This window comes from Paenibacillus sp. FSL W8-0187, from assembly GCF_037969755.1.
Classification (GTDB): Bacteria; Bacillota; Bacilli; order Paenibacillales; family Paenibacillaceae; genus Paenibacillus_AQ.
On the sequence record NZ_CP150206.1, the window covers coordinates 3449253 to 3474146 of the forward strand.

General features: G+C 47.6%; 19 protein-coding genes. 17 read left to right on the top strand and 2 right to left on the bottom strand.

Annotation, left to right across the window (positions count from 1 at the left end; genetic code table 11):
- Position 1: 1 nt before the first annotated feature.
- On the bottom strand, positions 2-1636 hold the full coding sequence (locus MKY48_RS15490) for a spore germination protein (RefSeq protein ID WP_339273120.1): 1635 nt from the start codon (positions 1634-1636) through the stop codon (positions 2-4).
- Positions 1637-1901: 265 nt separating this feature from the next.
- Here MKY48_RS15490 and ric point away from each other — a divergent pair, with 265 nt between their 5' ends.
- From ric to MKY48_RS15530, 8 genes are all read left to right on the top strand, one after another.
- The gene (ric, locus tag MKY48_RS15495) at positions 1902-2600 is read left to right on the top strand and encodes an iron-sulfur cluster repair di-iron protein (protein ID WP_339273121.1); all 699 of its coding nucleotides are present in this window, start codon (positions 1902-1904) and stop codon (positions 2598-2600) included.
- Positions 2601-3068: 468 nt separating this feature from the next.
- Complete coding sequence (locus MKY48_RS15500) at positions 3069-4523, top strand: aldehyde dehydrogenase family protein (protein WP_339273123.1); 1455 nt, start codon at positions 3069-3071, stop codon at positions 4521-4523.
- A gap of 18 nt (positions 4524-4541) precedes the next feature.
- Positions 4542-5411, top strand: a complete 870-nt coding sequence (locus MKY48_RS15505; RefSeq protein ID WP_339273125.1) for a methyl-accepting chemotaxis protein — start codon at positions 4542-4544, stop codon at positions 5409-5411.
- A 539-nt stretch (positions 5412-5950) separates the two neighbouring features.
- Positions 5951-7102, top strand: coding sequence for a GntR family transcriptional regulator (locus MKY48_RS15510; RefSeq protein WP_339273126.1), 1152 nt, complete (start codon positions 5951-5953; stop codon positions 7100-7102).
- Positions 7103-7135: 33 nt separating this feature from the next.
- Positions 7136-7954 carry an MBL fold metallo-hydrolase gene (locus tag MKY48_RS15515; RefSeq protein WP_339273128.1) on the top strand — a complete coding sequence of 273 codons (819 nt, stop codon included), beginning with the start codon at positions 7136-7138 and terminating at the stop codon, positions 7952-7954.
- Positions 7955-7995: 41 nt separating this feature from the next.
- Positions 7996-9102 carry an extracellular solute-binding protein gene (locus tag MKY48_RS15520; RefSeq protein WP_339273130.1) on the top strand — a complete coding sequence of 369 codons (1107 nt, stop codon included), beginning with the start codon at positions 7996-7998 and terminating at the stop codon, positions 9100-9102.
- An 86-nt stretch (positions 9103-9188) separates the two neighbouring features.
- The gene (locus MKY48_RS15525; protein WP_339273131.1) at positions 9189-10217 is read left to right on the top strand and encodes an ABC transporter ATP-binding protein; all 1029 of its coding nucleotides are present in this window, start codon (positions 9189-9191) and stop codon (positions 10215-10217) included.
- Positions 10214-11923 carry an iron ABC transporter permease gene (locus MKY48_RS15530; protein ID WP_339273133.1) on the top strand — a complete coding sequence of 570 codons (1710 nt, stop codon included), beginning with the start codon at positions 10214-10216 and terminating at the stop codon, positions 11921-11923. Before MKY48_RS15525 ends, MKY48_RS15530 begins: the two co-directional genes overlap by 4 nt.
- 257 nt (positions 11924-12180) lie before the next feature.
- Here MKY48_RS15530 and MKY48_RS15535 read toward each other — a convergent pair whose 3' ends face one another.
- Positions 12181-13125, bottom strand: a complete 945-nt coding sequence (locus MKY48_RS15535; RefSeq protein ID WP_339273135.1) for a 2-dehydropantoate 2-reductase N-terminal domain-containing protein — start codon at positions 13123-13125, stop codon at positions 12181-12183.
- Between the two features lie 237 nt (positions 13126-13362).
- Here MKY48_RS15535 and MKY48_RS15540 point away from each other — a divergent pair, with 237 nt between their 5' ends.
- The 9 genes from MKY48_RS15540 (at position 13363) to MKY48_RS15580 (ending at position 24796) form a co-directional block, all read left to right on the top strand.
- Positions 13363-13935 carry a TetR/AcrR family transcriptional regulator gene (locus MKY48_RS15540; RefSeq protein WP_339293349.1) on the top strand — a complete coding sequence of 191 codons (573 nt, stop codon included), beginning with the start codon at positions 13363-13365 and terminating at the stop codon, positions 13933-13935.
- Between the two features lie 134 nt (positions 13936-14069).
- Positions 14070-14789, top strand: coding sequence for a response regulator transcription factor (locus MKY48_RS15545; protein WP_339293350.1), 720 nt, complete (start codon positions 14070-14072; stop codon positions 14787-14789).
- Positions 14786-15937: a HAMP domain-containing sensor histidine kinase gene (locus MKY48_RS15550; protein ID WP_339293351.1), complete on the top strand. Its 1152-nt coding sequence runs from the start codon at positions 14786-14788 to the stop codon at positions 15935-15937. The genes MKY48_RS15545 and MKY48_RS15550 overlap by 4 nt, the downstream gene beginning before the upstream one ends.
- 98 nt (positions 15938-16035) lie before the next feature.
- Positions 16036-18294 carry a bacitracin amidohydrolase BahA gene (gene bahA / locus MKY48_RS15555; RefSeq protein WP_339293352.1) on the top strand — a complete coding sequence of 753 codons (2259 nt, stop codon included), beginning with the start codon at positions 16036-16038 and terminating at the stop codon, positions 18292-18294.
- 201 nt (positions 18295-18495) lie between these two features.
- The gene (locus tag MKY48_RS15560; protein ID WP_339293353.1) at positions 18496-19785 is read left to right on the top strand and encodes a class II aldolase/adducin family protein; all 1290 of its coding nucleotides are present in this window, start codon (positions 18496-18498) and stop codon (positions 19783-19785) included.
- 227 nt (positions 19786-20012) lie between these two features.
- Complete coding sequence (locus MKY48_RS15565) at positions 20013-20498, top strand: DUF6530 family protein (RefSeq protein ID WP_339293354.1); 486 nt, start codon at positions 20013-20015, stop codon at positions 20496-20498.
- Positions 20499-20571: 73 nt separating this feature from the next.
- Positions 20572-22791, top strand: coding sequence for an AAA family ATPase (locus MKY48_RS15570; RefSeq protein WP_339293355.1), 2220 nt, complete (start codon positions 20572-20574; stop codon positions 22789-22791).
- 242 nt (positions 22792-23033) lie between these two features.
- Positions 23034-24188 (top strand): AI-2E family transporter, encoded by a 1155-nt coding sequence (locus MKY48_RS15575; RefSeq protein WP_339293356.1) that lies wholly within the window; start codon positions 23034-23036, stop codon positions 24186-24188.
- Between the two features lie 41 nt (positions 24189-24229).
- Positions 24230-24796: an NADAR family protein gene (locus tag MKY48_RS15580; RefSeq protein ID WP_339293357.1), complete on the top strand. Its 567-nt coding sequence runs from the start codon at positions 24230-24232 to the stop codon at positions 24794-24796.
- The last annotated feature ends 98 nt before the right edge of the window (positions 24797-24894 follow it).

Below are 24894 nucleotides of genomic sequence, written 5' to 3' on the forward strand. Positions count from 1 at the left end.
GTTAACGCCCTTTCTCGTCGTTAGGATGGACGGGATCCATAATATGGGATGAAGAATGATCCACCTGTTCCTTCATGTGATCACCCATTCTTGTCTTGCTAATCGGATGGAGGAAGGAAGGCCGATTCTTCATCTTCCACAACGGCCCACGGGTCAGGAGATCCCGCATGCCTTGGAAGTTGCCAGGCACAAATGGGCTTATGTATGGGACCCCGAACGATTTAAGTGACAATAAATGATTGGTAATCAAAATGATTCCGACCATGACGCCATATAGACCGAAGATACCGGCTAAGATGATCAGCGGAAAACGAAGCAGGCGAAGAGCCAGAGCCGCATTGTAGGCCGGCGTTGCAAAAGAGCCAATGGTCGTTAAAGCGATAATAACGACGGTTATCGGGCTCGCGAACCCGGCTGCTACCGCAGCCTGGCCGATGACCAGCACGCCGACAATAGATAAAGCGCCGCCTACCTGTTGCGGCAATCGTATGGTAGCTTCCCTTAAAACCTCCATTGAGATTTCAATGACAAGCACTTCGATCATGGCAGGGAAAGGTACGCCTGCACGCCCGCCGGCAACGGCGACCGCAAATTCTGTGGGGATCAGCTCAGGATTGAACGAAATAATCGCCACATACAGCGAGGGAAAGACCAATGAAAATACTAGAGCAACCAGACGGGATAGTCGGATCGCACTCATCAGAACGAAGCGTTCGGTATAATCTTCAACGGTCTGATAGAACTGGCTAAACACGGTAGGCGCGATCAAGGCCAGAGGGGAGCCATCGACCAAGATGGCGACTCTTCCTTCCAGCAGATTCGCCACGACTTTGTCAGGTCGCTCGGTATACTGGATTTGCGGAAAGGGAGACCAATGGTTGTCTTCGATGAATTGCTCCAAATAACCTGAATCCAGAACGGCGTCGATTTCAATGGCATCCAGCCGCTTTTGTACTTCTTTGATGATTCCGGGATTGGTTATGCCGTCCATGTAACACATGGCAACTTTGGATTTGGTTTTCGTTCCGATCTCCATGGATTTCACGCGAAAATCTGGGGTTTGCAGCCGGTAGCGGAGTAGAGAGATATTGGTCCCCAGGGACTCTATAAATCCCTCTCTGGCTCCGCGGATTACCTGCTCCGTCGCCGGCTGCTCAATAGCGCGCTGCGTGATCTGACGTGTGTCAATGATAATCGCCTCGTCCAGCCCTTCAATGGCAACGACGGATTGCCCCCTTAGCAGGTTGTCGGTCAGAACGGAGATTTTCCTTTCCGAATACCCCTCGCTATGATAAAGCGTATCTTTCATGATGGTTTGCATTAACGCATCATGCGGGAGATTATTTACATCGATATGGCGCGGCCCATATTTGAGGGGCTTCAATATCGTGTTATTGATGACGGCATGATCCGTCATATCGGAGAAATACAACAATACAGCCGGATGCTGCCCGAACACATGGAAGCCAAATACAATAAAATCGTCACTATCTCCCAGAACCTGTTTGATTTCGGATATGGTTTCTTCCAGATTCACCGATATGTCCATATCCTCTGAGTTCTTCCCATTCGGATTGGCAGAAAGATTATCGCTATCGTTGGGTTGGTTCGAACCCGCCCATGTGGAAAATGACATTGTGTTTACACCTCTCCTAATTCAACCGGGGTCACAGCATTTGGATATTTCGATTAAGTATTTCCTCTGGTTGTTATTTTTATCAGAAAGAAGAAGTCTAAAAAGATGTTGCCTTGGCTCCCGTAGTTCTCCGATCCTGATCGTTCACATAGTGTTAGATTTTGGTATGACTGCAATCACATATACGAAGATAGGAGTTTCATATACTTGGGTTGTAAGAGTGAAATAGTTCACAAAGACGCATTTAGTCTAAGGAGGTTTGAACATGAGTTCATTCACGCTTCAGAGTCAGGTATCCGATATCGTTACATCCATTCCGCAAACCGCGGATTTATTCCGATCACTTCGCATTGATTTTTGTTGTGGAGGGCAGGTGCCTTTGGAAGAGGCGGCTAAACAGCGCAATTTGGAACCCGCCGCCGTTTTGGAGCAGGTTCGGTCCGTGGAGAGCAAGTTTGCAGATTATCAAGAAAGCCGTCCGGCTTCACTGAAGGAATCCGAACTGATTGAATACATCCAGCAGAAACATCATGCCTTCTTGCGGGATGAATTACCTGCTTTAACGCCGTATGTGACGAAATTAGCCCGCGTTCATGGGGAGCATCATCCCGAACTTCTTCGGGTGCAGGAGCTTTTCTCCGATCTGAAAAAAGAACTGCTGGATCATACGAAGGATGAAGACGAGCATGTATTTCCGCTCATTTTGAAATTTGTTGCAGAGCCTAACCACCAGGCTGCAGCGGAGCTTAAGCCGCATGTGTCTGAACTGGAACATGAACATGCTCAAGCAGGCAAACTGCTACAGGAGCTCCGGGAAGTAACCGCTGATTTCGAACTTCCGTCGGATGCCTGCGGTACGTATCGGTTGGTCTATCAACGGTTGGCGATGCTTGAAAAGGACACCTTCGAGCATATCCATCTGGAAAACAACATCTTGTTCGAACGGATTCGTCAAGCGGTATAACCTTGATGACCGTGTGAAAGTGAATTAACGCATGCTGGATTAATATTAATTGCAAAATAACGTGGCGTCCCAAAAGTAGATTTAGTTGCTTGACGTACGGCTCTCATAAACAGAAAGTGTGTCAAATAAAGCCATGGCGGTGCTCAGGATGTTATTCCCACACCGCTATGGCTTCTGTTTTGATCATTGGCTGTTCTCCCTTGCTCAGAACCATTCCAAGAAATGTTGGGGCAACAGCGATGGTAGGAACGATTCGTACATGGAGCGTCTTCTAGCAGCAAGAAGGGGGGCTCCCGGAAGATCTAAGATCTTTTGAGACACCCCCGTTATTATTCTGCACTTATTTAACGTATAGACTCCCTTGCTCTAGGAGGGAGAAGAGGTCAAAGAAAATTCACTTAACAATTACCTGTTTTTAGTCGATAATTATATTGATCAGTTGGAATTATTCGACACAGGAGGGTTCATATGGATTACTCGAAATTAGGAAAACAATTCATAGCCGGGGAATGGCGAGACGGTAAGAGCGGTAAAACGCTGCCTGACATCAATCCATACAATGATGAGGTCATTACTGCTTTTCAAATCGCAAACGTTGCAGACATTGATGACGCATATCAGGCTGCCAATCAAGCTAAGCTGGAATGGGACAAGGTTAATGCTTACCAGAAACGAGACATTCTTGAAAATGCCGTTAAATATATTGAATCGCATGAGGAAGACATTTCCTCCATTATTGTTCAAGAGCTGGGCGGAACACGTCTGAAGGCGGCGTTCGAGATCGGTCTTGTGAAGAATATGATTAAGGAAGCGGCTACGTTCCCCCTTAGAATGGAGGGAAAGATTTTACCTTCCACAGAGGATGGCAAGGAGAACCGCCTGTATCGGATCCCGGCTGGCGTGGTTGGGGTTATCAGTCCATTTAACTTTCCTTTCTTCTTGTCCATGAAGTCTGTCGCCCCAGCATTGGGTGCTGGCAATGGCGTCGTGCTGAAGCCACATGAGGATTCGCCGATTACGGGCGGAACCCTGATCGGGAAGATTTTCGAAGAAGCGGGCGTACCGAAGGGTTTGTTGAATGTTGTGGTGACAGATATTAAGGAAATTGGCGATGCGTTCGTTGAGCATCCGATTCCGAGAATCATTTCTTTCACAGGTTCGACTAAGGTCGGAAGCCATATTGGTCAACTGGCCGTCAAGCACTTCAAGAAGCCGCTGCTTGAGCTCGGCGGGAACAGCGCGTTCATTATCCTGGAAGATGCTGATATCGATTACGCGGTACAAGCGGCGACATTCAGCAGATTCACACATCAAGGCCAGATCTGTATGTCGGCCAACCGGATTCTTGTACAGAAGTCGATCTATCAGGAGTTTGTAGATAAATACAAAGAGAAGGTTTCTACCCTGACAACAGGTGATCCGAGCGATCCACAGACCATTATCGGACCCGTCATCAACCATCGGCAGGCAGAGACACTGCAGAAGCTGATTGAGAAGGGCATTGAGCAAGGTGCAGTTCCATTGGTGCGAGGGAATATCACCGGCAGAATGGTGGAGCCTACCGTCCTTGTCAATGTCAAACCGGATATGGAGGTAGCACAAGAGGAGTTGTTCGGCCCGGTTGTGTGCATCATCCCATTCGAAACGGAAGAGGAAGGCATTGCCATTGCCAACGATACACGTTTTGGCCTTAGCGGGGCTATTCACACCTCCAATCTTGAACGTGGTGTAGAAATGGCGAAGAAGGTCCATACAGGCATGATCCATGTGAATGATGTAACAATTAACGACGAACCCATTGTAGCATTTGGCGGAGAGAAGCAGTCGGGGTTGGGGCGTCTGAATGGGCAATGGAGCCTGGATGAATTTACGACCATGAAGTGGATATCGGTTCATTACGGGCAAAGGAAATTCCCGTATTAAGGGTTGGGGGAGATAGGCATGAATAATGTGACTGAAGAGCAAACACAGCATGAGCTGATTAGTGCCTTTGTAAAGGTAGCTCCATTGCTGAAAAGTCTAACGAATGATGATATCACGATTGGCATTTATGATACGGAGAAACTTATCATTAATATTCCGGGCAAAACCTTCTCGCTGAATGTGAGCCCGGGGGACCCGCTTGTTGAGGGCGATATTGTCACCAATGCGATTCGGAATAATACAGCTTTATCGGCTGTCGTTCCGAAAGAGCTGTTTGGATTTCCGCTGGCTGCGCGCGCGATCCCACTGCACGATCATCAGGGTAGGGTTATCGGCGGCGTAGGCATGGGGACAAGTCTCGAAAAAGCGAATGCGCTGTTTGAGATGGCCGAGAGTTTTTCGGCAATTGTCGAACAGACCACCGCATCCATTGGAGATATCAGTCAATCGATTGCTCACCTAACCGAACGTGTGACCGACGTAACGAACCAAATGACGGACGTCAGCTCCAGTGCGCAGCAGATTGGGAAGATTTCCAGCGTTGTTAAGGAGATTTCGGATCAGAGCAACATGTTAGGCCTTAATGCTTCTATCGAAGCGGCGAGAGCGGGGGAAGTCGGAAGGGGCTTCTCGGTTGTTGCCGATGAGATTCGGAAGCTGGCGACAAGCTCCAAAGAGAATGTGGACCAGATTAATGGTATCACGAAGAATATTCAGGAATTTTTGCAGCGGTTGAATCATGCTTTTTCCGATATCCACACCCTAACCGATACCCAGTCAAGGGCGATTCAGGAATTCTCTACAACGATCCATGAGATTAGTATCAAAGCTGAGGAGCTAGCGCAGGTTGCTGAAGAAAGCCTACATGCAAAAGAAAACAAGCAATAGAAAATCACGGTGCTTACGTACATATAGACATGGATGGCCGCATATCTTTTGCGGCTTTTTTCTTTTGACGGCAATTATTTTGTAGAAAAGTGATTTTAGACCAATTTTTCGATTCGTAGCGTATTTCATAGGCTCGATTTTCTGGTCGATAATCAGGTGTTAAAGACGAAGGTGAAATATGTATTCTTGGCGGTTTCTAAAGAGGCCGATTCACGTTTGATAGCGTAATTTAACGAAGCTTAACCCTGAATCGATAGAATCAAGCTCTAAAAAACCTACCTAACCGGCAGGTTTTTTTTCGTTGATCGGGGAAATGGCAATAGCTTGCATGGTGTAGGGTACCTTGAAAGCAAACATATGAAGCGAATTAATATATCACTGATATATAATTTTTGATTCAGGACCGCAGCATTGAGATTTAACATAGAATTTACAAGGCTTTTACAAATATATCATTGAATATGTCAGTGACATTCATTAAGTTTAAATTAGATCCCTTGCGGATTACGAGTCGACTCAACGATTAGAGGGATAATTTGATGAAAGAAGTACGTTTGATTAAACAGAATCAATTATATCACCGGGTGGCGGATCAGGTAATCGAGATTATTCAGAGCCGTAGGCTGCGGCCGCATGATCCTGTTCCATCCGAAGGAGAGCTTGCCAAGCTGTTCGGCGTGAGTCGAATGACGAGCAAGCTGGCGCTTCAAAAGCTGGCAGAGCAGGGACTGGTGTACCGCCTGCCCCGAAGAGGGACCTTTCTTGCCCAGCCGCTAGAAGGATTGATGGCCGAGGGAGGAACTTCTCCCCAGGTCACCGAGGCGGCGCCGAGTGTGGACAGGCCGTTCGGACAGATCGCACTCATTATGCCCCATCTATCTGATTACACTTCCAGAATCATCGCCGCCGCCGAGGCTGAAGTGCGAAAGCACGGGTGCGACCTCATTTTAAAAATGACGAAGGACTGCGACGATGAAGATCTTTGTCTGGAAAGGCTGGCCGAAGGAGGGATCACCGGTATCATTCTGTTTCCTCAGGGGCGGAAGACCTGCAGCGATCAGGTGCTGCGACTAAAGTTGCGCAAACTGCCGCTGGTGATCATCGATCGTATTTTCCATGAAGTGGAGATCGATTGCGTGTATCACGACCACTATATGGGCTCTTATCAAATGACGAAGTATTTGATCGAGAAGGGGCACCGGGAAGTCGGATACACTTCGAATCCGATCGACAATATCACAAGCCGGAAGGAACGGTATCAAGGCTATATCCAAGCGCTGCTCGACCATAAAATTCCGGTGAAGATCCAGAACATTCATTTTCGAAGCGTCGCTTGCGATACCAGCCGCATTAATGAGTGCGATCCGGAACAGGAGCGGTTTATTCAGGACAACCCCCGGATGACGGCCATCATGTGCGGGGATGACCATGTCGCCATCTCGACCATTCACACCGCACTGCAAATGGGTATTCCGGTTCCTGAAAAGCTGTCCATCGTCGGGTTCTCCGATATCCAGTTAGCGGCATATATTCCGACCCCGCTTACGACGGTTCGACAAGATACCGAGAAACTTGCCCGATCGGCCGTTGATTTGCTGATGAAGCGCGTTGGCAACTCCAACGAGAATCCAATCACCATTAAAATTCAAACATCGATTGTAGAACGACAATCCGTTCAGTCCAGGACGTAAAATGGATCACTACAGTGGCAAGGAGACATAACTTTGAAAATTCACTTTCTAGGAACTGCAGCCGCAGAGGGCTTTCCCAATGCCTTTTGCCGCTGCGAGCATTGTAACAAAGCGCGAGAGCTTGGGGGAAAAAATATCCGCACGCGAACTTCCGCCATCATGGACGATGTCATCAAGTTTGACTATTCCCCGGATTCCTATATGCAGGCGCTGCGGGACAATATCGATCTGGGAGCAATCGAGCACCTGTTGGTCACGCATTCGCATTCGGACCATTACAATGCCGTTGATTTGGAATGCCGCAGGGAAGGAATTGCGCACGGCCTTCAGCATCCGATGCACATTTATGGGAATGGTACGGTGATGCATCACACGCGTGCCGCCATCGGCCGCTTTGAAGGACAAAGGTATCAATTCCATCTGTTGCGCCCGTTTGAGACCTTCGCTATGGGCGATGCAACGGTAACGCCATTGTTGGCGGATCATGACCGCATGGAAACCTGTCTGTTATACGTGATCGAAAAGGAAGGAAAAAAACTGCTGTACGGGCACGATTCGGGCTGGTTCCCGGATGCGACATGGGCATGGTTAAAGGGCAAAAATCTGGATTGCGCCATCCTCGACTGCACGCATGGATATACGGGGAACTCCCGCGACCGCAATCATATGTGCGTCGAGACGGTGCTGGAAGTCCAGCGCGAGTTCCAAAAAGAAAATATCCTGAAGCCTAAAGGCCAAATCGTCGTCACACATTTTAGCCATAATTCCAAGCTGCTTCATGAGGATTTTGTCCGCATCTTCAGCCCATTCGGAATTTTGCCGGCATATGACGGGTTGATCATCAACATTTAAACCAAATAAAATGACACGATCAAAGGAGAGTTAAGGGAATCATGAGAAAACTTTCAATGGCGCTACTTCTCATTATGTGTGTGATTGTATCGGCTTGCGGAGGCGGCAACAATGCCGGCAATGCAAACTCGGGCACTTCGGAGTCAGGGGCTCCGGCCGGGTCGGAATCGTCGTCTACGGAACCGGTCCAGAATGAAAAGTTGATCGTGTATACGAATGCGAACTCTGACGGCCGCGGCGAATGGCTGATTGAGAAAGCGAAAGGTGCGGGCTTTGACATCGAAATTGTCGGAGCGGGCGGCGCCGACTTAACGAACCGGTTGATTGCCGAGAAGAACAACCCGATCGCGGACGTCGTATACGGCTTGAACAATATGCTTTATGAGAATTTGAAAAAGGAAGACGTTCTGGCTAAGTTTGTTCCAAGCTGGGCCGGAGATGTGGAGCAGGGCTTGAACGATCCGGAAGGCTACTATCATGGCCTTGTGAAGCAAGCGATTTTGCTTGGGTATAACCCGAACGAATTCACGGCCGATACCGCGCCAAAGGACTGGACCGACCTTTATAAGAACGATACGTACAAAGGGAAGTACGAAGCTCCTACCCTGCTTGGGCAAAATACGCCTCGTCTTATTGTAGCGGGCATTCTGACCCGTTTCCAAGATCCGAATGGTGATCTCGGTATATCCGAGGAAGGCTGGAATGAAATTCAGCAATTGTATGACAACGGCGTCAGCGCAGTCGAGGGCGAAGACTTCTATGCCAATTTGGCCAGCGGGAAAACGCCGCTAGGGGCGCTCGTTTCCGGAACCCTGCAGCAGAAGGAAGAGCAATATAAAGTGAAAGCAGGCATTGTCAGTCCCGAAGTCGGCGTACCGATGGTCGTGGAACATGCAGCGCTCGTGAACGGAACGAAGAAACAGGCAACGGCGGAGCGGTTCGTGGAATGGCTCGGATCCAGCGAAATTCAAGGAGAATTTGCGGCTGAGTTCAATGCCATGCCGGCAAATACAAAAGCGGTCGAGCAAGCCAATGATTCCGTCAAGGAGCTGTTTACTTCGTTAAAACCACAAGATTTCGATTGGGCCTTTATTGCCGAAAACATGGATCTGTGGGCGGAGAAAATCGAGTTGGAGATTATGCACTAAATAACGGAATGGAGTCAAGCCGGCTGCATATTGGAACGCCAATATGCAGCCGTTCATTCAAGTACAACAAAAAGGAAGATAATAATATGATTACATTCCAGAACGTTGACATTAAATTCGGAGAATTTCATGCGGTCAAAAACCTTAATTTGCATATTCGGGAAGGGGAATTCTTCACGTTCCTCGGTCCCTCGGGTTGCGGGAAGACGACGACCCTCCGCAGTCTGGTCGGGTTTATTATACCTACGAGCGGACAGATCCTGCTGAAAGACACCGACATTACCCGTTTGCCGATTGAAAAAAGAGAGATCGGGATGGTATTTCAAAGCTATGCGCTGTTTCCGACGATGAATGTGTACGAGAATATCGCTTTTGGCTTGCGTGTCAAGAAGTTTTCCAAGGCGGAAGTGGACCAGAAGGTAAAGGACATTGCCCGGAAGGTTGATCTGAAAGATGATCAGCTATTCAAGAAAGTATCGGAACTATCCGGCGGCCAGCAGCAGCGCGTTGCGATTGCCAGGGCGCTGGTTTTGAAGCCGAGCATCTTGGTACTGGACGAGCCTTTATCCAACTTGGACGCCAAGCTGCGGGTACAGCTGCGCAATGAGCTGAAACAATTGCAGAAGAAATTCGGGATCACAACGATTTATGTCACGCACGACCAGGAAGAAGCGTTAACGCTGTCCGACCGGATTGGCGTATTCAATCATGGGGTCCTGGAGCAAGTGGGCACGCCCATGGAAGTTTACAATCAATCTCAAACCGAGTTTGTATGCAATTTCATAGGAGATATTAATCGGATCGATCCACGGATGGTAGAGAACAGCCGGTTAAAGGATATTGTTCAGCCAGGGAATATCGCCTATATCCGCAATGAGAAGGTAAGCCTGCAACCCCTGCAGGGGATCGATACGGTCCAACTGAAAGGCAAGATTGCAGACCGGGAATTTTACGGTTTATACAGCAAGTACGTATTGGAGATTGCCGGCGGCGGACGGTTAAAAATCATCGAAATAGAAAGCCCGCTCGTTCATCATGAGGTCGGCGACGATGTGGACATCTACCTCCCGGTCCGCGATATTTTGCAATATCCGATGAAGGAGGGGGAAGCATGAAAGCCCGGAACCTGAGCACCCGGCTGGCTTCCATAAACCCTTTCTCGATCCTTTTATACGGGTTGATTGTCTGGTTTGTCATTGCTTTCCTGATTTATCCGAACTTGAATATTTACGGCGAAATATTCTTTAAGGACGGCAAATTTACGCTGGAAGCGGCAGAGAAGCTGCTGTCGTCCGAACGCGCGATGAGAAGTTTATACAACAGCTTTATTCTCGCTTTTTCGCTTGTCATTACGGTAAATGTGGTGGGCATTACGCTGGTTTTGATTTCGGAATATTTCGATATCAAAGGCGCGAAGATTTTGCGGTTGGGTTACTTTACGACCCTGATTTATAGCGGAGTCGTGCTGGTGTCCGGCTATAAATTCGTCTATGGCGAAGAGGGGTTTATGACCAAGCTCTTAGTTCAATTGTTCCCTTCTTTTGATACGACATGGTTTCATGGCTATTGGGCGGTTCTATTCGTCATGACGTTCGCCTGCACGTCCAATCACTTTCTGTTCCTGAGCAATGCGATTCGCAAAATCGACTTCCAAACGGTGGAAGCCGCGAGAAATATGGGGGCGTCTACTGGGTATATCCTATGGCGGGTCGTACTTCCGGTCCTGAAGCCTACGATCTACGCGCTGACGATCCTGACTTTTCTTACCGGCCTGGCTGCGACGTCCGCGCCGCTTATCCTCGGGGGCAAGGAATTCCAGACGATTACGCCAATGATTCTGACATTCTCGAGAAGCATGACGTCAAGAGACTTGGCTGCGCTGCTGGCTCTTATTCTCGGAGTGGCCACACTGGTGTTGTTGACCGTGATGATCCGGTTCGAACGTAAGGGCAACTTTATGTCGGTCTCCAAAGTCAAATCGGAGCTGGTCAAACAAAAAATCCGCAGCAAAGCCGGTAACATAGCCGCTCATATTCTGGCTTACGGCCTGTTTGTTCTCTACATCGTTCCGGTTGTGCTGATCATCATCTTTTCTTTCACCGATGCGGCCAGTATCTCGACCGCCACGTTGAATTTGAACAGCTTCACGTTGGATAATTACATTCAAGTGTTTTCATCCATGTCGGCATTCAGGCCTTATCTCGTAAGTATTCTATATGCCGCGGCAGCCTCGGTCATTGTCGTCGCATTGGCGCTGGCCGCGTCAAGGATCTTACATAAATATAAGAACAAGTGGGCGCTTGCCCTCGAATACGCATTGCTGATTCCGTGGATTCTTCCGTCCACGCTGATTGCAATCGGACTGATCGTAACCTTTAACACACCGAAGCTGATGATCGGGAATACGGTGCTGGTTGGCACGGTCTGGATGCTTCTGATTGCCTATGTCATCGTCCATATTCCTTTCACCCTGCGAATGGTCAAGGCCTCCTTCTTCAGCTTGGACAGCAATCTGGAAGACGCTGCAAGGAATTTGGGTGCCAAACCGTTCTATACATTCAGAAAAGTATTGCTGCCGATCATTCTACCGTCGACGCTAGCTGTTCTTGCCTTGAATTTCAACGGAATTTTGGCCGATTATGACGTTACCGTGTTCCTCTATCATCCTTTGTACCAGCCGTTAGGAATCGTCATCAAGAACAGTACGGATGCGCAGGCGCTAGCAGATACCAAAGCGTTGACATTGGTTTATTCAGTGATATTGATGATCATGTCCTCCGTTACTTTATATTTCGTTTATGGAAGAAACAGCAGATCCTGAGGGCACCGGGTTTACTTGTCACACAGGGACATGCTCGGTACAACTAGATAACACCAGCGATCCGTAAAGAGGTTTTTCCACTATGAAAAAGACAACGGTTAGGGAAACAACCGATTCCACTCATAAAATATCGAAGATTGAAGCTTCAGTTAAGGCCCGCCGGAAGGTTCATAAAATCTCTGCTCGTTGGTTGAGCAGAGATTTTTTTGCGAACATATTTCTTACCAGGCTAAGCTATAGATCAATAAAGCCATCATCTATGATCTCTGAATAGGCGCGGAATAATGTTGGAGCTCATCCCAATTGGGTGTCGCCATGTTCGCGCGAATTTTCAATTGATCAAAAGCTTGCTGTAACGCAGTCATCTCGTTTGATGACACAGCCTTATCACTCAGCAGGATTCTGCCAATCGGGGTTGATAACATTATTTTCAACAGGATGTAGAACAGCTTCCTTTTTTCACGGGCGAATTGCTTTTGAGCAGCAGGCGTAACCGTAAATCCGTTTTTCTCCAACACTTGATGCCCTTCATCTACAGCATGGATAACAAGCTTGAGAAGCTTTTTGTCTTTTGCGGCTCTGCGCAAATTACCGTGATATGTAGAAGCAATGGAATTCAATGCCAAGATCATGACATAATGACTTTTCAGCCACTCATTCATATTGTTCTGGTATGTCCACTTATATTTGGTGTTAACCAAAGCCTGGTCGATCACCGATCGCCAAGACAGATCCTCGCCTAAACCCCCGATATTGATTTTGGTTCTTGGTCCGCGCACGCTAATGACCCGGCCATTCTCTCTCCAGCCAGCGATCGACTGAAAAGCGAAAGCAACCTTTTTCGCTACCGGACTATGGGTGTGCAAATACTCCTCCATTTCCCCAGGACTCGCATTGTTGCCCATTATTACGATGTGGCTGCTATGGTTCGCTGCAAGCGCAGGCAGTACCGCTTCGAAATCCGGATATTTCATCACAACAAAAATAAGATCATAAACATCGTTTGGCTGTAGTTCCCGGATCACCCTTACGTTATGAACCGTTGTTTGGAACTGAAAATAATGCCGAATGACATTGCCGCTTTTTTCCAACTCATCCGCTCGTTGTCCTCTGGCCAGCATCGAGACGTTGTGACCTCCACGCACCAGCTCGTGGGCTAAATAACTGCCCAGAACCCCAGCGCCATAAACCAATATTTTCATAGTAACTCCTCCATTAGGGTTAAACGATTTGATCAAACTGTTTTTCTCAAACACTTATTTTTGTTTTCAGTATAGTTTTTAAATAATTGATGCAATATTTAAAAATTACAGCTTGATTCTATATGGATATCGACCGGACTGTCAAGAAGTTTTTAAATATAGACCCCGAAATTTAAAAACTACTCTTTTTATGGTAAACTACTTGTAGCGACGAATACGGGAAGTGAGTGAAAACGGATGAATAAATTCGAGATAAGAACGCAGCAAAAGAAGGATGCGATCATTCATGCCGCATTAAAGCTTTTTAAAGAAAAAGGCTTCATCCATGTCAGCATCAAGGACATTGCCGAAGAATCCGGTGTATCGTCTGTATCGCTGTATAACTACTTCGGCAGCAAAGAAGGGGTGGTTACTGAATGTGCGAACGTTCTGATGCAAAATACCATCCATATGGCCAAGGAGCTGTTGAAGCAAAATATCGAGTTTAAAGACAAGCTATCCCAAGTACTGGAGATCTGTGCTGAGCATGACTATCAATTGCTTTCTACACCGGGTGCAGTTGAGGATCAGGTGCTGGCGAGCTTATATAGTGAAAACACCAATAAAATTAGAACTGAGCTTATTCAGGAATTTATTGAGCTGGGGAAGAAGGAAGGGGCGATTCATTCTTCTGTTTCTATGGAGACCCTTTTGGAATTATTAAGTGTTGTCGGGACGCTCCAAGCTTCCTGGGCAAGATCCGGGAATTATAAAAATAAGATGGCTGAACTTAACCAGCTTCTCTTGTATGGTTTCGTTGGACGCCACTAAAATCAATCATAAAATGACCTCCGACGATCCAGGTAGGAGGTTATTTGCGCTTAACGATGCTTACGGAAACAACGCAAAAAAGGAAATTAGCCTCCCAAGGAGAACCATATACTACTTGAAGGAGGATGCTTTTTATGCCTAAAACCATACTTGTGGTCGATGATGATCCGGATATTATAGATATGCTTAAACTTTATCTGGAGGCAGAAGGATATAGGACTTTGGAGGCTTTTGACGGGAAAGCAGCCCTAGAGCATCTGCGAAGCAAGCACGTGGATCTCGCACTCTTCGATATCATGATTCCGTTCATCGACGGATTCCAGTTGCTCCGCATGATGCGGCAGGATTATAAAATCCCAGTCATTCTCATTTCGGCCAAAAATCAGGAACTTGATAAAATAACCGGTCTCAAGCTGGGGGCAGACGATTATGTGTCCAAACCGTTCAGCCCGCTCGAAGTGATGGCGAGAATTCAGGCCCAGTTAAGACGTTCTTATGAGTTTAATGAGCCGTCAGAGTCGGAAGCTCCCACGTTATCCGAAACCTGCGTCGGGGACTTGCTGCTGGATCACCGCGAATGCATGCTGTACATCAAGGGAACACCGATTGCACTCAGCGCTATTGAGTACAAATTATTGAAGCTGTTCATGGGGGAACCGGGGCGCGTATTTACGAAAAAGATAATTTTTGAACAAGCCTGGGACGAGCATTATCTGGCTGACGATAACGCCGTCATGGTCCAAATCAGCAGGCTGCGCGATAAAATCGAAGCTTGTCCGAGGAAACCTGTTTATATCAAAACCATTCGCGGGCTCGGATACCGATTTGCGAAGAAAGATGAGTTACAGCCATGAAATCTCCTAATCGTCTGCAGCGTTCGTTGATTCGCCAATATATTTTTTTCTTTGTTACGATTGCACTTATTGCCGTGTTTTCGCTATTTGTATTAAATGCGTTGATCATGGATTATTTTATGGAGGCTACCGGACCGGTCAAGACGGAGGCTGGAGTCATGGGCAGTCCAACAGCCGTGCCAGGCATGGACAGCGATCAGCATGAGAGAGTATTTTATAAAATGGCCTTCCAAGCCCTGCTGCTCTTTCTCGCATTGTTTGCAATTACCGTTTATGTCTTCGGAAGATGGACGGCTTCCCGGCTCACCACCCCGCTTAGCTCCATAGCGGACGGCATACGGAACATCGCCAGCGGACACTACCACAAAAGACTGAATTTTAAAGCGAGTTATGAGCTTGCGGAAATTCAGGACGATTTCAATGCTATGGCGGAGCGGCTTGAACGGATGGAGAGGGAAAAGCGAGAGCTTGCGGAGAGCAAGCAGCGAATGCTGATCGACATTTCCCATGACCTGAAGACACCGATGACGACCATTCAGGGTTATATCGAAGCGATGGAAGTGGGGCTCGTCGATTCGGAAGAGAAAAGGCAAAAAATCCTGCGTTTGATTTCCGACAAAGCCAGTCTGATGTCAGAGCTGATCGACGGTATCTTCGAGCTGTCCAAGCTGGATAGTCCCGACTATCCTCTTGCTGTTGAGGCATCCGACATTTCAGAATTCACAAGGGAAATTGCAGCTGAGTATTACGAGGTGTTCGAAGAACAGAAGTTTCATTTTAAGTACGATATTCCCGATTGTGAGATCATCGTCCCATTCGACGCCACCTGGTTATACAGGGCGGTTTCTAATATCCTGTCCAACGCAATCCAATACAACCCGCCCGGTACAACTGTTGAATTGAAATTGGCAGCGACGGGAAAAGGAGTTGAAATCCACGTTTCGGACGATGGCATCGGAATCCCGGATGTTATGAAGGAAACGATTTTTGATGCCTTTGTCCGCGGAGACCAAGCCCGTAAAAGCGATGGGGGTACGGGTCTGGGTCTTGCCATTGCCAAACAAGTGGTAGAAAAACATGGGGGTAACATCACGCTGATCACGAACGGGCATACGAACTTCGTTCTTTTTCTGCCTGATCATTTGTAAGATTACTGAAAGGTTCAGGAAAGTGTAGAGAAAGAATTCTCCGATATAATCAGAAGTAGAACTAATAACGATATGGGGATACAGGAGGACTGGAGAGATTGGAAATACAAAAAGAGACAGAAACAGAGAAGGATGTTACTTTTGTTCGAAGAATCATGGCCAACCGAAAGCGACGGGGCCCGTTATCCCCTGGATGGAAAGGTGCGTCACTTGGCCTTGGCGTCATCGCCTTTATCCTGGTTCTGATCCAGGCCAATTATCTGTTGACGGGGCATGGTTTCGGTAAATTCATCGTGGGTACCTTCATGTTTGTCTTAGCTGCAGCGCTTGTAAGCGGCCTGGCTGCATTATTGCTGCACGGAGTCAAGAAACTGCCAAGCCGTTATATGTGGATATTGCTGTGCTCCCTTATCATGCTTTTATTCTCTTTCATAGGGCCGCTGGAAGTCTCGGTGGTTTTCATCGTGTTGTTTGCCGTAGTTTTTTCTTTGTTTGGTGCATTGGTTTATAAATTTGCAACGGGAAGCTACAAGCAAGCGTCCAACACTAGGAAGATCGGCGCCCTGGCCTGTTTATCCCTGATCACTGTCGTGATCGGCGCCGGCAGCTTCTGGTTGATTCGGGCCGGGGATGAAGCCGCTCCGAACGTGACCTTAAAACAGCTGAAGACTTCAACCCGATATGATGGCGCCTCGATGAAAAACCCTGCCGAAGAAGGCGAGTATTCCGTCAAAAGCCTGTTATACGGAAGCCCCGACAATTACAGGAAAGAGTTTAACCAGAGCGGATCCCTGACCACCCAAACGGTGGATGCGTCCAAGTTTGTTGAGAAATGGTCGTCCTTGCGTACGAAGTCGCTTGGATTTGGACCAGAGGCCTTGCCGTTAAACGGTAAAGTGTGGTATCCCGAAGGGGAGGGTGCCTTTCCGCTTGTTTTGATCGTACATGGTAATCACTTAATGAATGATTATTCCGATCCGGGTTATGAATACCTGGGCAAACTGATAGCGAGCAAAGGTTATTTTTTCGTCTCCGTGGATGAAAATTTTCTTAATTTCTCCCCTTATGAAGATCTTTTTCTGGTCAGCCCGCTGCAGCATGAGAATCCGGCAAGAGGCTTGCTGCTGCTGGAGCATTTGAAAACCTGGAAAGGCTGGAACAGTGAACCGGACCACCCGTTTTATCAAAAGGTCGATATGGAACGAATCGCCCTCATCGGGCATTCCCGAGGCGGCGAAGCGGTCGCGATCGCGGCAGCCTATAACAAGCTCAGCCGTCATCCGGACCATGGCCACATCAAGTTTGATTATAACTTTTCGATCCGTTCCCTGATTTCCATTGCGGGAACAGACGGGCAATATAAGCCACAAAGTAAACCCCTGCCGCTGCAAGACGTAAATTATCTGGCTTTGCATGGAGCTCATGATATGGATGTTAACAGCATGGGTGCTGCCCATCAATATCACCGGATTAGTTATACCAAGGGCACAAATTACATGAAATCGCTGGTCTATATTTATGGAGCCAACCACGGCCAGTTTAACGGAGGCTGGGGTAGAGGGGATGTAGCAGGCTTGGGGAACCAACTGTTTAATCTACGTCAAATTATGCCGCGGGATGAACAGGAAACCATCGCAAAAGTGTTCATATCTTCGTTTCTGGATGCCACGCTGAAGGACCAACGGCAATACCGGGAGGTTTTCAGAGATTTGGGTTATGCCAAGGAATGGCTCCCCGATACCCTGTACATCGGCAATTATTACGATTCGCAAACGATCTTACTGGCGGATTATGAGGAAGACGTTGATTTGCAGAGCACCACAATTCCCGGCGGCAGCCTGATGGGCGAGAACCTCCAGCAATGGAGGGAGGAAAAGGTGAAGGTCAAAATGGGTGAAGCGGAATACAGCGCCGTTCACCTCGGTTGGAATTCGGAAGGCTCGCCTGGGCCCCCATCCTATACGGTTACTTTGCCGGACCATGGGGTGAGAACAGGGAAGGAAAGCTCCATCGTATTTTCGCTGGCGGATGCCCGTGGGAAAGAGGAAATCAGCGACCCGAAAGAGCTTATCAATTTTACGATTACTGTCGAAGACAGGAAGGGCCATCAGGCAAGTCTTCCCCTTAGCCATATATCCAAATTGCCACCTGTCATTGAAGGTAAACTGCTGAAATGGCCATTTTCTAAAGCAGGGAATACCTCGGAACCCGTTTTTCAAAGCTATGATTTCCAGTTAGGTGATTTCTACAAAATGAATCCGGATTTCAATCCAGAGCAGTTGAGCAAGATTCGTATTGAGTTCAACCTGACCGAGCGTGGAACCATTCTGCTTCGTGATATTGGCATTCGATCATAAACGATAAAAAGTCGCCTGAAATGGCGACTTTTCGTATTAGTACGCCAATCATGAACTTCTTGGAGCAGAACTGGTGGTACGAATCCTAATTTTCTACTTGTTATGTTTTTGCCACAATTATTTTCGAATATCAATAGAAAAAACAGTATAATAAAAACAAACAAAACTAAACAAAAATATTCGGATAAGGCGGTGGCAGGGATGAATCAGAATTTTTTGCATCCGGCAGATCAGCTCCTTCAATTTATCAATCGTATTTACAATCATGGCATGACGACCACGTCCGGGGGCAATCTGTCGATCAAGGACCAGAACGGAGATATTTGGATCACACCGGCCGGGGTGGATAAAGGCTCATTAACCCGGATGGATATGGTATGCGTGAAGGAGAACGGCACGGTCCTGGGAATTCACAAGCCGTCCAGCGAGTTTCCGTTTCACAGGCTTATCTATCAAGCCCGTCCGGACTTGAAAGCGATCATTCACGCCCATCCGCCCGCACTGGTTTCGTTCAGCATTGTCCGGCGCATTCCGGATACCAGGCTGCTTCCGAACGAACGGCAGATTTGTGGCGAGATCGGGATCGCGCCTTACGCCCTGCCTGGAAGCGAGCAGCTCGGGGAGAACATTGCGGCTGTTTTCAAGCGCGGGATCGACACAGTTATGCTGGAGAACCATGGCGTTGTGGTCGGAGCTGGGGACCTTTCTCAAGCGTTTAACCGGTTTGAAACCCTGGACTTCTGTGCGCGGCTGGAGATCGAGGCGCGTCGACTCGGAAATCCCGTCCTGCTGACCGATGAGGATTACGATACCGTCCGCAACAAAAGCACGCAGCAGTTGGATACGTATATCTACGACACCTGCACGTCGGAGGAAAAAGAAATTCGCCGCGATATGTGCGCACTAATGCGGCGTGCGTATAAACAAGGTTTGTTCACCAGCACGCAGGGCACCTTTTCCCATCGATTGATTGGAAATGATTTTGTTATCACACCCTACGGTAAAGACCGCACCGATCTGGAACCGGGTGACCTTGTCCGTATAGAGAACGGCAAAGCTGAGGCTGGCAAACAGCCAAGCAAGTCTGTCTTTCTGCATGAAGCGATCTACAAAATGCAGCCGCATGTCCATTCGGTCATTATCGCGCATCCTCCCAACATTATGGCATTTGCCGTAACCGATACCGCTTTCGATTCAAGAACGATTCCAGAGAGTTATATCTTGCTTCGCGGAATGCCAAAGCTTCCCTTTCATGCGGTTTACAACGAGCCTGAGCGTACCGCTTCGCTGTTTAAAGCGAATACGCCGATTGCCATCGTGAATAATAATTGTGTCATTGTTGCCGGTCAGAGTTTGCTTAACGCGTTTGACCGATTGGAAGTTGCCGAGTACAGCGCCAAGTCCATTCTGTCGGCAAGAACGCTCGGCAATGTCATCCATATCGATGACGACCGGATTCGCGAGCTTGAAGCAGCGTTTAATCTGGAGTAGGAAGTTCATTGGAGTACCTCAGCTGTACAAAGGCTGTCGCGGTAATAGAGCGGCAGCCTTTCGTTTGTTCTGGCATCGATGAATCGGCCTCTGTGTGAAAATATTCCTTTCCAGAGCGGTATTTGCTTGAAGCTTGGCAAATCATACTTTACAACAATGTAAAAATTATCTATTATATAAATAGATCAAAGTATAATTTGTTTGCTTTTTAATAAAGAGGAGGAACCATGAAAATACCTGCTTCAACAAATCATAAACCCGTGATTGTGTCGGATAACTATGGGAAAGTGGATGGACGATTTGCATCTAAGACAGACGTAGGAGCTCTATCTTTGGGATTGACCGAGCAGAACGAGGATGGTAGGGCGCATATTGCTGCCAAGATATGGAGAGCTGAAGAGGAAAAAGAGACCAGTTCATCTGATGAGATCCCCATCCATCGAATTCTAGATTTGTCCATTCTCATTTGCAGTGCCCTGACCCATTTTAGCGAAGCCTATAGATATGAACATTTATATGATCCACAACATCCTGTGATCAACCGGATCGGATTGCAGGGGAACGCCATGACGGTGGCTGTTTGTACGGATAATGAACAGATTCAGGAGGATATCAAGCTGTTCAACGAGGCATTGAGCGATAACGGTGAGATGATTGGAGAACGTCTGCGCACTTTAACGAGAATGTTAGAAGAATTGGGTTATGCGCGATGAGAAAGTCGCCGAACGTGGAGTTACGAAACTTTTCTTGCGTTTAGTGTTAACGAGAGTTTGGAGGTGAGCGGTCATGAAAGACCAGAATGACTTTGCATCTAACGTGCTGTCTCCTGAGAGAGTATTAACTGAGGAGGAACAGAGTCTTGTCTGGAAAAAACCATTAACGCATAAAGTAAGCGAGGAAGAACGCCGAATCACGAATGAAATTAAGCGTAATTGGCATCGCGGCGAGATGAAAATCGCCAACATTCTATTGGAGGGAGATGCCGGCTCCGGAAAAACGCAGCTCGCCAAGGCGTTATCCGCAAACTTCAGGCTACCCTATACCAAAGTAACTTGTTTTGCCGATATGGATAAATCGGATATCCTTGGCGCCATTTTACCGGTTATTTCATCGGATCGAATGAAGCAGTTGGAAGCTGCGGACCAAGCGGCCTTGAGAGCATTATACGAAAGCGACGGCTTTCGAAGCTCGACGGAGACTTTAATGGAGGCACTAGAGATTACACGAGAGATGGCTGCCGCGAAGATGAAGCAATTATTGAAGCTGGCCGCGAATAACGCTCAGGATGGAACTGTAGAGTATCGATTTTACGCTTCCGAGATCGTCAGAGCTTTTCAAAAGGGCTATCTGCTGGAAATACAGGAACCGAACGTGATTCGGGATGCTGGCGTATTGATGGCATTGAATTCCGCATTGGAGCCGAGCGGCAGCCTTAATCTCCCAACGGAGATCGTGCACCGGCATCCGGATTTCATAGCGGTGATCACGGCAAACCGCAGTTATGCGGGATCGAGACCGCTTAACGAGGCATTGCGTGACCGGGTTCAGCACACGGAGAAGATGGACCTGCCGACCAAAGAGATCATGATGGAGCGGGCAATGGCCAAAACCGGTTATCGGAACGATGAAATGCTAGACGTACTGGCAAGAGTCATTATCCTATTGGATAAAACAGCCCGAGCTAATGCCATAAAAGGCGTGGCCGGCATGCGTTCCTATTTCTATTGGGTGGATGCCGTTGCTCAAGGTGCTTCTGCGAGGGAATCCCTTTATCATAAAGTAATCTACAAGATAACAACCGATTCGGAAGAGATCAAACTGCTGGAAGATGCGCTGGAAGGCGAAGGCTTAATGGATATGTTAGAGGAAGTTCCACTTGAAATGAATAATAAACGAAATGCAGAGGCAGTGGAGATCACGACCTGGGACAGCGATATTGAGCTGGATTCCATTCCTGATGGGCAAGCTAGGGAAGAAGGGATCCGGTTAAAAAAGTCCGCTGAAAGCGAAGGTAGCACATCCATTCCTTCGGATGAATCAACGGATATGGAGAGTGCGGATTCGGGTGAAGACGGATCACCGCAATTTCACCAGGCCAATCCCGAACCCATGACGGAAGAGGAGAAACAGAAGGAGCGGAACTTCCGCAAAAAGCTGAATCAAGTTTCCAGATCCATCGTGTCCGATTCGATTCATCAGTCTGTTAAGCTGATCGTTCACCGTCCTGAATATGACCCGATCCAGCAGGAGGAATATTGGAGTCTGAGTAAGGGGCTTATGCCCATCGTGCGGGAAATCGCCAGACAGACGCTGCCGCTATTGGAGCATGAGATCACCGCGGAAAATGCCAAAAACCATTACTATGGTTCTAAATTTCAGGCTGACAGCGTGGCCTATCGCGATTTCAAGTATTTTGCCAAGAAGCGTCCTCCGACGGAATCCCCTGGTCTTGTGGTCGGTTTGAGGGTGGATGAATCCGCATCGATGGCTGCTTTCGGTAGACTGGAGGCGGCCAAGCGGGCGGTCATTGCTGTCTATGAATTCTGTCAAATTTGCCATATTCCTGTTTTAATTTATGGGGATACTGCGGATGTTTCCCGTTTGGAACAAATGTCCATCTTCGCATATGCCGATTACGATCAACCGGATGTTCGCGATCGGTTCAGGTTGATGGGGATCCGAGCCAGAAGTAATAATCGGGATGGTATGGCTTTAAGAATTATGGCGGAACGGTTAGCAGCTTCACCGAAGCAAACCAAGCTGTTGATCAGCATCAGCGACGGGCAGCCAAAAGCCATGGAAGACTATACCGGAAGTCTGGCCATTCAGGACATGCAGCAGACTCTATCTGAATACGAAAGAAAAGGAGTCAAATTTCTGGCGGCAGCCATCGGTCAAGACAAGGATGTCATTAGTCAGATCTATGGTGTCGAGAGGTTTTTGGATATTACTAACCTGAATGAGCTGCCAGCAAAATTGGTGCGCATTATTTCTCGGTACTTGTAATATATCAACACTGAACAGCTTCAGCCTGCGTGTCTTTATGACATGCGGGCTTGTTCTATTAATATTCGTGAATACCTGAACATATCTTCTAGTTCGTACTTGGTAAACTGGACATGTGCCCCGTTCAAACATTATAGTTAAAAGAATGAGGATGGCGTCATTTTGGCGGATTTTTTAGGTGTCGTGAATCGATGCTCAGCTTTAAATCTTGAATATGTATACATAAGTAAGGGAGGACATGTATGGAGCAACCCCGTATTTGGCCGGATCGGTTCAAGCGCTTTTTCCTGAACAATAAGTTTGTGCTTATTTTGCTTGTTCTGTTGCTGGTTGGACTCAACGTGTTGGTTATAAGCAAGATTTCGTTTGTGCTGCATCCGCTCGCCGTGTTAGTCAAGACAATCGTTTTGCCGATCATTTTATCAGGGATCCTCTATTATTTGCTGAACCCCCTGGTGGATTTCATGGAGAAAAGGAAAATCAAGCGCGGATGGTCCATCCTGATCCTATATCTGGTTATTGCCGGTATTCTAACGATTGTGGTGCTCGCGGTCATTCCGGTGCTGCGCAACCAGATTATGGGACTGATTGACAATTTCCCGACATATAGCGAGAAGGTTAGACAGCAGTTTGAAGATCTAACGGGCAGCGAGTTGTATAATCAGATCCAAGAAACCATGAACATTAATTCCCAAGAGTGGTGGACAACCGTCACGCAGAAAGCAACGGAAATTCTGAACCATACGTGGAGCAGAGTGGGCGGGTTCCTGGGTGCTTTTACGGAGATTGTGTTGTCGATCGTGACCGTACCTTTTGTGCTGTTTTATATGCTGAAAGATGGTAAAAAGCTCCCTCAGAAAATATTGTCTTTCCTGCCGACGAAGAGTCGTTCCGGAATTTTGCATGTACTTCAGGATATCAATCATCAGATCAGTTCCTTTATCCGCGGGCAGATTATTGTGAGCTTCTGTATTGGGATTCTGCTCTATATCGGTTATATGATCATCGGTCTGGATTACGCGTTGATTCTGGCGATTATTGCATCGTTCACCAGCGTGGTGCCCTATCTGGGACCCGCAATTGCGATTACGCCAGCGCTGATTGTGGCTCTGGTCACTTCTCCGGTCATGCTGCTGAAGATGGTTGCGGTATGGACGATCGTGCAATTAATCGAAGGGAAATTCATCTCACCGCAAATCATGGGCAAAACGCTTAAGATTCACCCCATTACGATTATCTTCGTCATACTGACGGCCGGTAATCTGTTCGGTGTGGTTGGCATTCTGTTAGCTGTTCCTGGCTATGCGGTACTCAAGGTTTGCGTGTCCCATATTTTCGAATGGTTCAAGGACACATCGGGCATGTATGAGCCTCCGAATAGCAACACGCTGAAATAGTCTTTTGGACTGTCTCATCAATAGAATCAGGAGGTGTTCACTTGATATACAACATCCAAGATTTACAAAAGGCCTATTTGGCCGGGGGAAAGCGAAAGTTTCTGTTCTTCTGGGGTCATACGCCTCCAGCCGACGGCAGCGTTAGTAACAGCTGCTTCAGTCAGTGGTGGAAATGCACCTTCCTGATAGATGGCGTATCTTATAACTGTACTGAGCAATACATGATGGCAGAAAAAGCACGGTTGTTCGGCGATCATAAGATGCTGGAAGCGATTATGAAGGCTAAACATCCCAAAGAGATGAAAGCATTCGGTCGTGCTGTCCAATCCTTTGATAACGAGGTTTGGGAGCACCATTGCTATGACATTGTGAAGCGCGGGAATTTGGCTAAGTTCGAGCAGAACCAGGAATTAAGGTTGTATATAAGCACAACGAAAAATCGGATTTTGGTTGAAGCCAGTCCTGTAGATCGGATATGGGGAATCGGCTTGGCGAAGGACGATCCGAACGCTGACAATCCCATGAAATGGCGCGGAAAGAATCTGCTTGGTTTTGCACTGACAGAAGTTCGTGATCAATTACAAGAACAAGGAAGTCATACTGACTGATTCATGAAGGATGTAATCTTTGAAGGCTATAATATAATTTGCTTGCGGAGTCGCCATTTCGGCGGCTTTTTTAAAAAATAAAAAAGGTAGGTTCTTCA